Origin of the sequence: Paenibacillus sp. VTT E-133291 (assembly GCF_002264395.1) — a bacterium.
GTDB classification, from domain to species: domain Bacteria; phylum Bacillota; class Bacilli; order Paenibacillales; family Paenibacillaceae; genus Paenibacillus_AQ; species Paenibacillus_AQ nitricinens.
The window spans coordinates 17,634-32,201 of record NZ_NFVA01000018.1; the positions used below are offsets into that span (position 1 = coordinate 17,634).

Below are 14,568 nucleotides of genomic sequence, written 5' to 3' on the forward strand. Positions count from 1 at the left end.
TGCGGCGTAAATTCATTCGATTTATTATATTATAGCACAGGCTGAAACTTGCATTCAATTTTAAGGTGAAGTGTTATTAAGGACTTTAAGGCGCCTCAGTGGATTCTGAAGTGGAACTAGCAGAAACTCCTGCTAATCGATCCTGCAAGCTTTTCTTGGCCGCCTCAAGCTCCTCATCATTAATATATACATACGGACTTCGCCATGTTCCAGTCACGGGTTTGAATTCGATATCATCTTTGGAAATCTTCCAATAAGTCGCAATCATATCTTTAATCTGCGAATTTTCGATATCAGTCTTCATATTACTGTCCACTGCGTCAAGAACCTTGCCTATTTTTAATACTCCACCAAGCGATTGCATCTGATCCACCAGTGAATGTAGGACCTCATTCTGACGTTTGTTCCGATCAAAATCATCTGAAGCCTTAGTCTTAGGCTTACAATTAGATTTACGATATCGCACATAATCTAGCGCTTTATCTCCATCAAGCTCCGCCGGACCTTTTTTCAGATTGATATTCGTACCATCTACGCTGTCTGTATAACACATATTATCGCTAATGTTGACTTTGACTCCGCCAAGCTCGTCCACCACATCACGGAAGCCTTGAAAATCCAGGATCGTTGTATAATCTACGTCAATATCTAGATATTTCCCCATCATGGTCTTCATCTCATCTTCTGCCAAAATACCAGAGGAATCTTCTTTTCCCTTAAAGCGAGCATAGAATTCGTTAATCTTCGTTTGCTTGTATCCATTGAGCTCAACTAAGGTATCGCGTGGAAGAGAGACAATGGTTGCTGATTTTGTCTTAGGATTAAGCGCTGCAACCATAATAACATCTGTTAATCTAGATGGATGTTTTGGTCTATTATCCGTACCCAGGATAAGCATTGTCAGTGGTTTTTCTGTAGCTGAATGCCCTGGAGCAACCGTTCCTTTATTACCTGCATTAAAGACCCCATTTTCAAGCTTCCAATACAGATAGCCCCCGTAGCCCAATACACCAAGAATCGCAATAATGAGTAAGGTTAACAGGATTCTAACTAATCTGCCAAAAAAGCCTCTCTTTTGCGGTTTTTTCTTTTTTTTCTTAGAAGCACCCTTCACAGGCTGTTTTCTATTATTCGGTTGTTGACCACTTGCTCGTGGAGGTAAACTGCTGTTTCGTGTACTCATAGTAGAATAAAGTCCTCTTCATTTCATTTGGAATTAAAAAAATTGCTACACTTAAATAGACGTTCCATAAGCAGTAAAAGTTTCGATTACTGTCTTTTTGCTGCAGCTGCAGCCTTTCTCTTCTGTCGAGCTTCTACGATATAACGTATCCGTACCATCAGCATTAATCCGACAGCGACCAGCAGACACTGAATGATCGGTAGCTTATCATGTTGAAAAATGAGGAGCATGCCGGAACCGATCGCCATCATTATGTACAGCATAATCTCTTTGCCAATCGATAACTTTTGATTCACACGAAATACCTGATTATACACAAATGTAAGCAATATAAAAATAACAATATAAGCGACGATTGGATGCTCAGCAAACCAGACTTGCATAGATACCGCACTCCTCCCAAATTTAAGATACGTTTACATTATATCATCAGTAAGGGAAGTTTTTGTTATAAAAAAAACCGCCGAAAGTTAAACCTCCGACGGCTCTTTACTATGATAAGCTGATCTTACGCGTTTGCTTGTGCCATTTTACGTTGCTTCTCTACACGTTCGCGTTCGCCTTTGTTCAGAATCTTTTTGCGCAAACGAATGGATTTAGGTGTGATTTCACAATATTCATCATCATTCAAATATTCAAGTGCGCCTTCCAAAGAGAAGGTACGTGGTGTCTTCATTTTTACAGTATCATCCTTACCTGAGGTACGCATGTTGGTAAGTGCTTTTTCTCTACAGATGTTAACGATAATATCGTTATCACGGGTATGCTCGCCTACGATCATACCTTCATAAATTTCTGTACCTGCATCCAAGAAGAGAATACCACGATCCTCAACGCCCACTATTCCATATTGTGTTGTTGATCCAGTCTCACTGGCAACAAGCACACCTTGATGACGTCCGCCAACTTGACCAGCAACCAGTGGAGCATAGCTGTCAAAAGCATGGTTCATAACGCCGTAACCGCGTGTCAAAGTCAAGAAGTAAGTGTTGTAACCAATCAAACCACGTGCAGGAATCAGGAACTCCAGACGTACTTGACCCGTACCGTTGTTAATCATGTTGACCATTTCGGCTTTGCGAGTGCCCAGACTTTCCATAACAGAGCCCATGCTTTCTTCTGGAATGTCAATCATAAGACGCTCAAGTGGCTCCGATTTAACACCATCGATTTCTTTAATGATTACTTGTGGTTTAGAAACTTGCATTTCATAACCTTCACGACGCATATTCTCGATCAGAATACCAAGGTGAAGCTCACCGCGTCCAGAAACGATAAATGCATCAGGACTATCTGTTTCATCCACACGCAAACTCACATCTGTCTCAAGTTCTTTAAAGAGACGTTCACGAAGCTTACGGGAAGTTACCCATTTACCTTCTTTACCAGCAAAAGGACTGTTATTCACAAGGAAAGTCATTTGCATTGTTGGCTCGTCGATCTTAAGAACAGGCAATGCTTCTGGATTCGCTGGATCAGCAATGGTCTCACCAATGTTAATGTCCTTGATCCCTGCGATAGCAACGATATCCCCTGCGCCCGCTTCTTCTGTTTCAATACGTTTTAAACCTTGGAACCCGAACAATTTCTCAATACGTGCGGTTTTACTCTTACCGTCACGCATAATTACAGTTACAGATTGACCTTGTTTGATCACACCGCGGTTTACACGGCCAATAGCAATACGACCCAAGTATTCGTTATAATCCATCAACGTTACGAGGAATTGAAGCGGGTCTTCTACACTTTCAGTTGGAGCTGGGATATGCTCAACGATTGTTTCGTAAAGTGAAAGCATTGTCTCATCTTGCTTCTCAGGGACCATGCTTGATGTTCCGTTAAGAGCAGATGCATAAACTACTGGGAATTCCAATTGTTCATCGTTAGCTTCAAGCTCGATGAACAAATCCAGTACTTCATCAATAACTTCCTTCGGACGTGCAGCCGGGCGGTCAATCTTGTTCACGACCACGATTGGAGTCAGCTTCTGCTCCAAAGCTTTACGCAATACAAATTTCGTTTGCGGCATGCAGCCTTCATAAGCATCAACAACCAGCAATACACCATCAACCATTTTCATAATCCGTTCTACTTCGCCACCGAAGTCAGCATGTCCAGGTGTATCCACAATATTGATCAAAAACTCTTTATAAGTAATTGCTGTATTTTTAGCTAGGATTGTAATTCCGCGTTCCCGCTCGATATCGTTAGAGTCCATAGCGCGTTCTTGTACGTGTTCGTGTGCGCTGAAGATCCCCGATTGCTGAAGAAGCTGATCGACGAGTGTTGTTTTGCCATGGTCAACGTGGGCAATGATCGCAATGTTGCGAATATCTTTTCTTGAATGCATGATTTGTATCCAAATCCTCTCATTTATCAAATTAAAACTGTTAAAATTCTTAGCATGTCACGGCAGTCTCACAAAAGAAGCGCCAGGCAGAAAGCCGACGCTTCAACATAACATTAATATTATAGTGAAAGCACTATGAAAAGCAAGTCTTTTTATGAAAAAAACAGTTACCAAATTCCGTTTTTTTTCACAAGATCCAACATTAATTAACTTCGATACCATCTATTTCGGCCACGAGTTCTACCCCGGCCTGTAATCAGCCAAATCCCTGCAGCGATGAATACAATACCAATCAGATAGATTACACCCGTACCCATGAGACTGAAAATACAAAGCGCTATGCTTAGAACGCCTAATATAACAGCAATTGCAGATAATCCCCCTGTCCGTCTTGGAGAATTAATGGAATATTCATACAGACCTACGGCAATGCCAAGCAGAAGCACAGGCCATAAATATTTCATAAGCCCCCATCCCCATATATTGCAAAGACCAAACAGTAAACCATATACCGTTAATATTCCAGCGGGAATCAATACCGTTGCCGAAGCACGGCGGCTAAAAAATAACATATGTAGAACTAATCCTGCAAGTAAAATCACTAACGGCCAAAGGGCACGTCCCAAAAATCCGAAGACGCCCAGCTTACCGAATAAAATCAAGACGCCCGCAGCTACAATGAATATACCTAGTCTCATGTCATTCTTGGAAGACATCCTTCACCCATCCCTTCAAATTCACGTCTACCTCACTACCTTGTCCTCACTTACCCAGAAAACGACAGGTTTCTCATTCATATTATCTGAAATATACACAAAATGCCATCACTGACCTCGCAAAAAAAGGACAATTCCAATTTATGGAGATGTCCTTTTAGTATTGCCTTTTATTGCAATTTATTAACCTAATGATGTTGTTCTTCGTTTAACTGCTCCTGTAACAACTACTAATATCCCTAAAGCGATCGGCAGTATGGAATGTGTGGATGGGAGTAAAAAAGAGAGCATTGTCCCTAATTTTGCATCCTGAAGCATCATATCACCTGCTGTAAAGGCTAAAATATAAGCGCCGATAAATACGAGTATCGGAAATCTATGCAGCCACCCCACAATGAGGCCACTTCCCCATACTACAATCGGAATACTGAGCGCAATCCCGATGACAATTAAAGCCAAATCCCCTTTGGCTAGACCGGCAATCGCCAGAACGTTATCAAGACTCATAATAAAATCAGCCACGAGAATCGTTCGGATGGATTTCCAAACGGAGGACGTTTCCGCGACTCTAAGGTCCTCCTCTTCTTCCAGCAGCAGCTTGAACGCAATCCATAGCAGCAAAATTCCTCCTCCAGCCTGGATATAAGGGATTTTCAACAGTAATACCGCGACAAAAGTAAGCAAGCAGCGCAGAACAACGGCTCCCGCAGCTCCCCACCATACCGCAGTCTTCCGGTGCTTCTCCGGAAGGTCCTTACTGGCCATTGCGATGACCATAGCATTATCTCCACTCAGTACAAGATTGATCATCAATATTTCACCAAGGAGCAATAATGATTCCATTCGCTCTTACCTCCCCGAATCACATGTAACTACATGTATGTCCGGAAGTGACAAGCTATGCTTCCTGTCCAACTTTTTTTTGAGGATAAAAGCATGTATGCTCTTTTTTTTGCGTATACAAAACTAAGCATATCTTCGTGCTCATCTTAACAAATTTTAGGGGTGACTGCGCTTTGAATACATCCATATGGGAGTTTGTATTATCACTGCTCAATATTATTTTCCTAGATCTGATTCTGGCGGGAGACAATGCCATAGTCATCGGGCTTGCTGCACGTAATTTACCGAACAGCACTCAAAAAAAAGCAATTGTGCTTGGAACAGCAGGTGCCGTCATATTACGGATTTTCGCAACGGTTCTGGTCGTATGGTTATTAAAAATCCCTTGGTTACTGCTGGCAGGCGGGATTTTACTTATTCTAATAGCCTATAAGCTGTTAACAGATGAGAACAATTCAGCGAATATCAAGGCGGGTCAAAGCTTAGGGGCTGCTGTGGGTACAATCATTCTAGCCGATGCTGCGATGGGACTGGATAATGTCATCGCCATTGCGGGAGTCGCTAAGCACAATATCTCTCTAGTTGTCATAGGACTATTAATCAGCGTTCCAATTGTGGTCTGGGGGAGTACTCTTTTTATTAAATTAATCAACAAATATCCATTGATTATTTATATTGGCTCAGCAGTCCTAGGGTTTACAGCCTCAAGCATGATTACAGATGAGCAGCAGCTATCCCCATTTTTTGAGCAGCATCCACTATTGAGAGCTCTGTTTATATTCGTGATCATTGTTGGCATCTTAATTGGAGGACACTGGAGACGCCAATCAAGCCATAATAATTCAAAAAAGCTGCCTCAACCGTAGATGTTGCTACGAACGAGACAGCCTTTTGTTTATAATATTAGAACCATTCTTCCTGTAATCCAGCCTGAGCACTTACTACATCTCTAGGCTTCTCATCTCCATACGGAGTGATCAGTACAGTCTCCGTGGCTCCGATCGCTGCTTCCAGCAATGCAGCATATCCAGGAAGCGTAGCTTCAATCTTATCTACAATCCGTAAATTCGGGTTCGTTGCAGGTGATTTTGGTACAAATAAAGTGCAGCAATCCTCATAAGGAAGGATAGATAAATCATAGGTACCGATATTCTTAGACAGCTCCACAATATCACTTTTGTCCATCATTACCAGCGGACGCAGTAGAGGAAGTTGTGTAGCACGGCCGATCACGTTCATGCTTGATAGCGTCTGGCTAGCGACCTGCCCAAGACTTTCACCGGTTACGATCGCGAGTGCCCCCTCACGTTCAGCAAGCTGTGTAGTAATTCTCAGCATCGCTCGACGCATCAATGTAATAATCAGATTATCCTGACCAATTCCAGTAAAAGACGTCTGCACCTCTGTAAAGGGTACTAAATGTAGCTTGATGACTCCCGCATATCGTGACAATACCCGCGTAAGATCAACCACCTTTTGCCGGGCAAGCTCACTTGTATAAGGATAACTATAGAAGTGAACACACTCCACCTCGAGTCCACGACGCATGGATGACCAGCCGGCTACAGGACTATCAATACCTCCGGACAGCAATAACATCGCTTTTCCATTCGTACCTAGCGGAAATCCACCAACACCTGCAATATTTTCGCAGAATATATAAGTATGGCCTTGACGAATTTCGACCTTCAGCTCCAATTGAGGTGACTTTACATCCACAATAAGTCCGGAATAGCCTTGCAGCAGGGGTGTCGAAACTAGCTTATTCATCTCCATGGAGCCATATGGGAACTCTTTCCATACCCGGCGTGCATTAACTTTAAATGTAGTTCCCGGTGCAGGCGCGATGATCTCCAAAAAATGACGGCCGACAGCCACAATATCCTCGAGCTCTGACTTGGCCACCTTAACCGGACTGACAGAAGCGATTCCGAATACATTCTTCAGCGCTTCTACCAATGGGGTCGCAGGTTCTCCATTCAGCTCCACGTAAATTCTTCCAAACTCTTTGGTTAGAATCACCTTTGGATAAGGCTTAATCATTTCTTTCACATGACGTAGTACCGTTTTCTCAAATCTGGCACGGTTCTTGCCCTTTAATATAAACTCTCCGAAACGCAAAAGCAGCATATCGGCATAATCAATACTATTGGCACTGCCTTTAGCAGATTCCTGATTTATCACACTCATTAGTTACTTCATACCTCCTTCAGCAATCTTTAAAGCTCGTACCGCAGTAATTAGTGCTTTCTCAAGCGCCGCGACATCTTCTTCAGTATGACTATCACCGAAACTGATGCGGATGCCTCCTGAAGCTACAGAGATATCTTTCCCCATAGACAATAGAACACGACTAGGTTCTGCCAGCCGGGAGGAGCAAGCCGATCGGGTAGAAACAGCCATCCCCAGTTCCTCCAGCTTACGGGCGAACACTTCCCCTTTCATGCCAGGATATGAGAAATGCACAATATGAGGGGCTCCATCCTCTCTGCTGTTTATAACAAATTCAGGAACGCTGTGCAAGAAGCGTAACAGTCGATTTCGAAGTGCCAATACTCGGGCATGGAAGGATTCGCGTTGTTCACCACTCATCCGCACTGCTTTGGAAGAGGCAACAATTGCAGGTACATTCTCAGTTCCGGCACGTAGTCCCTCTTCATGAGAACCACCTGAAAGTAAGGGAAACAGTTGAATTCCTTCTTTAATATAGAGAAGCCCCGCTCCGCGAGGACCTCGGATTTTATGAGGAGACAAGCTGTAAAGATCCGCTTTCCATCCTTTAAGGTCAACAGCAAGCTTACCATATCCCTGAACGCCATCCACATGAAATAAAGTTCGTGGATTTACGGATTTAATTAGCCTGCCAATATCCATTAGCGGCTGTACTGTTCCAATTTCATTATTTACATGCATCACACTTACGAGTACGGTATCACGCCGTACTGCAGCAGCCACTCGCTCTGGATCAATCATTCCAGTGCTGTCAGGCGCTACAAAAGTAATCTCCCAGCCATTTCGCTGCAGCTGCAGACAACTTTCATACACAGAGGGATGTTCTATTTCCGTAGTTATCAGATGACGTCCTCTTGACTGATATTGCAAAGCAGCACCTTTAATGGCCAAATTGTTACTCTCCGTAGCCCCAGATGTAAATAGGATCTCCTTTGGTTGTACAGATAACGCAGCCGCGCATACTTCTCGTGAGCGCCTAATCAGCTTTGCCGCCTCATTACCGGCGCGGTGTAAGGAGGAAGGGTTAGCATAATGCAGCTTCATAATTTGTTCCATCGTCTTCACCACGTCTTCATAGGGTGGTGTGGCGGCGGCATAATCCCAGTAAAGCATATATCGATTGTCTCCTTTACTTCTTTAAAGTACAGAATCATTCTTTTTTAAATTTTGAAAAAGGATCAAACGGTGATCCCAAATACCAGCATGTGGTTTAAGGGAACTACCCGTTTGATCCTTTTTATTATACAGCGTATTCCGCGCGAGCGCGTTCTATTTTAGTGAGATAAGACTGCGTCTCTTTTGGGAGCAGTGTAAGTTTCTCCAATAATTCCTGATCATTGCTTACCCCTAGATTAATTACCCTTCCAGGCCCTGCATTATAAGCTGCTAATGCCATCTTTTCCTGTCCGTCAAATCGCTTCAACTGATAAGACAGATAGCGTACACCACCATCAATATTTTGAGCAGGATCGAATGAATCAGAAACCCCTAAACCACGTGCTGTTCCATCCATTAATTGCATTAATCCTTTAGCACCAGCCGAAGAGACAACATTTGGATTAAAGGAAGATTCTGTATCAATCACAGCTTTTATCAAATCGACTGGCACCCCATACTTAGCACTTGCCGTTTGAATCAGATCATCATAGCTTGTTGGTTTAGTATCCGTTATTTCCCCGGAAATTACACTGTCGATGTTTTCAGCTGTTCCGCCGATCTGTTGCCATAACAGGCTACTTACATAGGATGCATCCGGAAGTGACGTCAAGAAGTTTGTATCCCCGTCATTAGAGGAGTTAGAAGATAAAGCTTGAAGCATAGCTGCAAATTGAGAGGCCGACGCGCCCGATCTTTCCGTTTCATTCGCTGAGCTACTTTTGTCGGTTGCACTCTTTAAGCTTACCCATTTAAGCTGCCCTAACCCATTGGTTACAGCGGGATTAATCTCCATACCGGCGCACTCCTTTGATCCTGTTGAATCATATCTATTGGTCTAACCTTAGATTTCGATGAATTACGGCTTAATATTACATTTTATCCGAGATTATTGCTATATGCTGGAATGAAAAACAGACTTCAGACCCTGATATTTAGGTCTAAAGCCTGTTATAATTCAAACTTACCAGTTCATTTTTAACGAGCAAAGGGTATCATCACAAAGTAACTAAGTGTGGATACAATCCCTAAGCCCATCGCCCATGCCCCAAGCGTTTTTTGCTCCTTGGCATATGCATAATAACCAATCACAACTGAAATGGGCCCAAGAATGATGGACCAGAGAAACAAGGAGGCAATACCCATAGCAAGCCCAGTATAACCCATCGCTTTGCTTCCACTATATTCCTCTTCATTCTCCTTAGTTTCACTCGCCACACGTGGTGTTGTATCCCGGATCGGCATCGAAACCGGATTCACCTCTGCAGCATATTCCTCTTGATGTTCTCTGTCCCGGCGTGGATAGTCTACTCTGCGCGGACGCAAAATAACTTTTCTCGGACCGGATGGTCCATTTGATGAACTTGATTCATGTTCCTTTTCTCTGTCCATTAGGGCGGCCTCCTAGGAGTTCGGCTTAAATGTTAAACAGCATGTTGCAGACGATGTTGCGACTTGATCGTGGTGACCTTCATTCGTCATTTCTTCAGCATATTCTTCTTTAAATCCACTACCTGCGTGCTTGTCGATCTCAATAATAATTTCTTCTGCCCGGCATAAATTATGCTCGCCCCAATAATGACAATTGCTTACACTGCATTTGACTAATGGCTTTACACTCGACATATTTATCACCTCGGCTTCATTATGTCCGCACGATTTACCCCCTATTCGACAGGACAGTTTCCAGTTGATGTAACGATGCCCACGCAAAATATCCCCACAAAGTGGGGGGGGCTGCTTCGATGCGTACTCAGGTACTTTATGGGGGCCCCAAATATATAAATTCTAAATACGTCAAAAAAGGATCAGCCCTCGTCATTATAAATTGACGAAGTGCTGATCCTTTACAGGAATTAGTTAACTGTTAAACCTGATTTTGCATACGTTTCTCAGTCAAATAGTCGTTTTCATAATAAGTAAGGTCATCGCGTAGCTCTTCATAGGTCTTGGTAATTTCTAGAATGATATCACGAGCCGGACGAACTGGCTTTTTACGGAAACGGATAGCATCCTGTCCAGTATAAGCATAACGTCCATCTTCAGAATAGCTTTCGTTCTTTGGATAGAAGAAGTTATTCACGCCATAGTGATATACATTATAAAGCGCTTTCTGCGCAAAAGATTCATCGAATGTAGCACGACGCAGCGCAACTCCCAGCTTCTCATAAGACATTTCCGAGAACACTAACAGATGACGAACATCGGACAGAAATCCTTGATAAAATTGTACAGTTTCTTCATCATCTTCTGTTACAAGCTGAGGCAATGCATGCTCGTTCAGAAAAATCTCCATCTTATCAATTACATCTTTAAGTTTGTCTCTCGTCGATTCACATAATTTCTGCACATTGGCTGCTGACATGGCGGTTGCTCCCCCTTATTATTCCCTGCTCTTGTAGTCAATAAAGTTAATCTTATGAAGAAATAGTCTTTAGACATATCTCTTTATTCTTGCAATATCAGGATGCAAACACAGAGAAGTCTAACCTTCTGAAAATTAAAAGAACATCTATCGACGTATCTCCTGCAATATCAGGATGCGAACTCAAGATGCTTATTCTCTCTGATATTATCATAAAAAACGTTTGGAAGGTATCCTTTTCTAAGATGCATAAAACATACGCTCTCTTCTAAACCTATAGCCATTACAATGCGTAGAGGAGCGGAAATCATGTCACGTAAAAATCTAACGGTTGCAGGTTTAGTAACAGCTGCGTTCACAGTTGTATTGCTTACCTTTGCACTACGTCCTGCCACTAATGGGACGACGACCAGAGAAGTCGCTAATGTTGCTGTACCAAATCCTGCTCCAACTTCAGCCCTACATTCAGCACCAAACCCATCACAGGAAAAATCATTAAAGAAAAGCTCCTTATCTCAAGATGTTGATGCGACGGATCATCTGAATAGAGTGGATGTCAGCAGACATTTGACTAAGCTCCTCTCTGAAACGGATGGAATGTCTTCGCTTCATGATAAATCAGTGTATGCGAAACGGTTGCAGCAGAACCACGGATTTATCACTATGCTTATGTGGATTGATTTTCGCAAGCATAAAACGGAAACCTTTAAGTCCTCTTCATTTCCTCAAGGAACCGAACAGGAGAATCAGCAGCTGCAAAAATATCTTAAGACGGCGAAATCAGCGATCCATGGTCATCAATCCTATGAATCTCCAACCTTTACAATCGGTAAAGAGAAATATTACTTTATCGCTCAGCGGAACAAAGAAAAAAATATAGGCATCATTGCACTTATTAACCAAAAGGTGCTTGGTCGTGTGGCAGACCATCAGCTGAAGAACCTTCGGCTCATCCCTTATCCAAAGGAAGGGAAGTACCGTGTAGAATCCGTCCATACCGATAATTTAAAAGATATTACCGTTAAGACCGGTCATGATAACGAAAACGCCAGCCATTTTTATGAGAATGAAATTGTCGTCCGTTTCCGCAATAACTCCCCTACGCCGGGGCAGCTTCAAACAATAACCGCTGATATCAACGGCAAAAAGCCACGTAAGCTTGGGTATGCCTATATTTTCCGTTCAGAGAAGCTGACTTATTATGAGCTCAAAGACTATTTCACCAATAAATGGCACCCCGAATATACGGAGCCTCACTATATGTATTTAACCAATGACACGATATCTAAAAACGCAGAGGGAACCGTTACTCCAAATGACATGTTATTCTCCACCTATCAATGGAATTTGCCGGCGATCGAAACGGAGCTGGGCTGGAATCTCTCTAAGGGAAGTAAAGAAGTGATCGTGGCCGTAGTGGACACCGGAGTCCAGATCAATCATCCTGATTTGAAGGGGAAGCTTTTGACAGGGTATAACGCGATTACCAATGGTTCCACTCCAGAAGATGATGTAGGACATGGCACACATGTATCTGGAATTATAGGCGCCCTGGTCAATAACGGAGAGGGAGTAGCTGGAATCAGCTGGTATAACAAGATCCTTCCGGTAAAAGCACTTGATAATTCAGGAGCAGGTACCACTTATTCTGTTGCAGAAGGAATCATTTGGGCAGCGGACAACGGTGCGAAAGTCATAAACTTAAGTTTAGGGAACTATGCGGATTCCCAGTTTCTTCATGACGCGATCAAATATGCCTACGACCGAGATATCGTCCTCGTATCTGCTGCTGGCAACGATAATACAGAACGACCAGGATTTCCTGCTGCGTATCCCGAAGTGATTGCAGTAGCTGCAACAAATGCTTCAGGGGAAAAAGCTTCCTTCTCCAACTACGGCGATTATATTGATGTCGCAGCGCCCGGAGAAAGTATAGCAAGCACTTACCCAGATAGCCAGTATGCCGCTTTATCCGGTACATCGATGGCCAGTCCTCATGTCGCTGCGCTAGCGGGTCTGGTGCGTTCACTAAATCCGAATCTGACGAATACGGAAGTTATGGATCTTATGACCAAAAATGCTGTTGATTTAGGTACTCCCGGGCATGACAAATATTTTGGCTGGGGTCAGGTCGATATCTACAAAACCCTGCAAGCCGCTAGCGGCAATCAGGTTCCCCTTCAGCTATGGCCACAGCATGTACAAAAGCAAATGAATCATTTGAAACAAAGATTAAGTAACTCTAAGTAACACCTAGCCACCACTCTGCAAAAATCTACCAAGCAAACGGAGAAATAATCGTAAGCCTTCCTCCATATCTGTTTCATTCATTTGTGAATAACATAAACGGATATACCGGGAAGGGGTCTCCGCGGAGTAACAAACATCACCCGGTAAAAAAGAAATGCTCTCCTGTTCGGCCAGCTCATGTAGCCTTCCGATATCAGGGGAAGCCGGCAACTCCAGCCAGAGGTTAAGACCACCCTCTGGGAGAATATATTTTACTCCAGGCGGCGCGTAAAGCTTCAGAAGCTTCGCCGCCTTTTCCATACGTGCACGGAGTGTAACTCGTAACTGAGCAGCATAGGCTTCATACTTGCCCGCTATGAATGGCAATACCGCCCTTTGTGTGAGCAGCGGACTCCCTAAATCACTTGCGGACTTCGCGGCGATAAGCCGTGACAGAATATTCCCACCAGCGGCTACACAGGCAATTCTGCAGCCGGGTGCAATAACTTTACTGAAACTCTTCATATAAACTACATGCCCTTCGGAATCCATCGATTTGATCGTAGGCGGCGGAGGCGCATGGAAATATAAATCACTAAATGGATCATCCTCAACAATAAGACAACGGTAACTGCGGGCTAATTCCAGCAGACGTTGTCTTCTTGCTATACTCATGGTTACTCCGCTAGGATTCTGAAAAGTAGGGATTGTATAAATTAGCTTAGGCGGTCTTTGATCACACATTCTTGTAAGAATATCCACCCGCATCCCTTCACTGTCCGTAGGTACAAAAATCATCTCTGCACCTCGTCCTGCAAAAACATCTATAGCCCCTGTATAACTAGGAGCCTCAAGATACACGGTGTCCCCAGGTCCGACAAAGGTACGAGCCACCAGATCAATGCCTTGCTGAGTTCCGCTTGTGATCATAACATCAGAGGAAGTAAGTGCAATTCCACGTGTTTTTAAATGATCGCTCATAATTCCTCGCAGCTCCAGATCACCTTGGAAGTTCCCATAGGTTGCCATAAGCTCCGGCTGCTGCATAACTAAAGATGCGAAGGAGTCACCAATATTTTTTAGAGGAAGTAACTCACTATGAATTGCAGCTATATGAAAGGGATACTTTACTTCAGAGTAATCAAAATTGCGCCAAAGCTGAGCTCGCGGCAAATAATCATCATATATATCCTGCCAGCGGCCATCTTCCTGACGTCGGGTGTGTTCAGGGTCGGCTACAAAGCAGCCTTTTCCTTGCCTGCAATAAATAAGTCCCCGCTTCTCAAGCACATTGTATGCCTTGCTTACTGTAACCTGGCTTACTCTCAAAGCTGTAGCCAAACTTCTTACGGAGGGCAGCCGGACACCTTGCTGGAGCAATCCTGATGAGATCCGCTGACTTAGGGTTTCACTGATTTGATGAGGCAGAGATTTACTGCTATTGCGAATCAGATCGATGTGCATGAACCCTCCACCTCCACTGTTATATTCAACG

General features: G+C 43.5%; 14 protein-coding genes. 2 read left to right on the top strand and 12 right to left on the bottom strand.

Features of this window, described 5'->3' with window-relative positions:
* Positions 1-85: 85 nt before the first annotated feature.
* The 5 genes from CA598_RS10255 to CA598_RS10275 form a co-directional block, all read right to left on the bottom strand.
* Positions 86-1,183: an LCP family protein gene (locus CA598_RS10255; protein ID WP_094876445.1), complete on the bottom strand. Its 1,098-nt coding sequence runs from the start codon at positions 1,181-1,183 to the stop codon at positions 86-88.
* Positions 1,184-1,269: 86 nt separating this feature from the next.
* Positions 1,270-1,566: a YlaH-like family protein gene (locus CA598_RS10260; RefSeq protein WP_042190898.1), complete on the bottom strand. Its 297-nt coding sequence runs from the start codon at positions 1,564-1,566 to the stop codon at positions 1,270-1,272.
* A gap of 125 nt (positions 1,567-1,691) precedes the next feature.
* Entirely contained in the window at positions 1,692-3,533 is a 1,842-nt protein-coding gene (gene typA, locus CA598_RS10265) for a translational GTPase TypA (RefSeq protein ID WP_042190900.1), read from the bottom strand.
* 206 nt (positions 3,534-3,739) lie between these two features.
* Positions 3,740-4,249 carry a hypothetical protein gene (locus CA598_RS10270; protein ID WP_094876446.1) on the bottom strand — a complete coding sequence of 170 codons (510 nt, stop codon included), beginning with the start codon at positions 4,247-4,249 and terminating at the stop codon, positions 3,740-3,742.
* Positions 4,250-4,432: 183 nt separating this feature from the next.
* A complete protein-coding gene (locus CA598_RS10275; RefSeq protein ID WP_094870334.1) occupies positions 4,433-5,092 on the bottom strand; it encodes a TerC family protein in 660 nt (219 codons plus the stop codon).
* 173 nt (positions 5,093-5,265) lie between these two features.
* Here CA598_RS10275 and CA598_RS10280 point away from each other — a divergent pair, with 173 nt between their 5' ends.
* The gene (locus CA598_RS10280) at positions 5,266-5,958 is read left to right on the top strand and encodes a TerC family protein (protein WP_094876447.1); all 693 of its coding nucleotides are present in this window, start codon (positions 5,266-5,268) and stop codon (positions 5,956-5,958) included.
* Positions 5,959-5,995: 37 nt separating this feature from the next.
* Here CA598_RS10280 and thiI read toward each other — a convergent pair whose 3' ends face one another.
* The 6 genes from thiI to CA598_RS10310 all read right to left on the bottom strand — a co-directional run bounded on the left by thiI (position 5,996) and on the right by CA598_RS10310 (position 10,844).
* Positions 5,996-7,282 carry a tRNA uracil 4-sulfurtransferase ThiI gene (gene thiI, locus CA598_RS10285; RefSeq protein WP_179283637.1) on the bottom strand — a complete coding sequence of 429 codons (1,287 nt, stop codon included), beginning with the start codon at positions 7,280-7,282 and terminating at the stop codon, positions 5,996-5,998.
* 3 nt (positions 7,283-7,285) lie between these two features.
* Positions 7,286-8,437, bottom strand: a complete 1,152-nt coding sequence (locus tag CA598_RS10290; RefSeq protein WP_094876448.1) for a cysteine desulfurase family protein — start codon at positions 8,435-8,437, stop codon at positions 7,286-7,288.
* 127 nt (positions 8,438-8,564) lie between these two features.
* The gene (locus tag CA598_RS10295; protein ID WP_094876449.1) at positions 8,565-9,275 is read right to left on the bottom strand and encodes a lytic transglycosylase domain-containing protein; all 711 of its coding nucleotides are present in this window, start codon (positions 9,273-9,275) and stop codon (positions 8,565-8,567) included.
* Between the two features lie 182 nt (positions 9,276-9,457).
* On the bottom strand, positions 9,458-9,871 hold the full coding sequence (locus CA598_RS10300) for a DUF5353 domain-containing protein (RefSeq protein WP_256990450.1): 414 nt from the start codon (positions 9,869-9,871) through the stop codon (positions 9,458-9,460).
* A 12-nt stretch (positions 9,872-9,883) separates the two neighbouring features.
* Positions 9,884-10,105: a DUF1540 domain-containing protein gene (locus CA598_RS10305; protein WP_042190912.1), complete on the bottom strand. Its 222-nt coding sequence runs from the start codon at positions 10,103-10,105 to the stop codon at positions 9,884-9,886.
* 241 nt (positions 10,106-10,346) lie between these two features.
* Complete coding sequence (locus tag CA598_RS10310) at positions 10,347-10,844, bottom strand: YpuI family protein (RefSeq protein ID WP_042190914.1); 498 nt, start codon at positions 10,842-10,844, stop codon at positions 10,347-10,349.
* A 309-nt stretch (positions 10,845-11,153) separates the two neighbouring features.
* Here CA598_RS10310 and CA598_RS10315 point away from each other — a divergent pair, with 309 nt between their 5' ends.
* A complete protein-coding gene (locus tag CA598_RS10315) occupies positions 11,154-13,094 on the top strand; it encodes a S8 family peptidase (RefSeq protein WP_094876450.1) in 1,941 nt (646 codons plus the stop codon).
* Between the two features lie 3 nt (positions 13,095-13,097).
* Here CA598_RS10315 and pdxR read toward each other — a convergent pair whose 3' ends face one another.
* Positions 13,098-14,537 carry a MocR-like pyridoxine biosynthesis transcription factor PdxR gene (gene pdxR, locus CA598_RS10320; protein WP_094870329.1) on the bottom strand — a complete coding sequence of 480 codons (1,440 nt, stop codon included), beginning with the start codon at positions 14,535-14,537 and terminating at the stop codon, positions 13,098-13,100.
* Positions 14,538-14,568 lie beyond the last annotated feature (31 nt).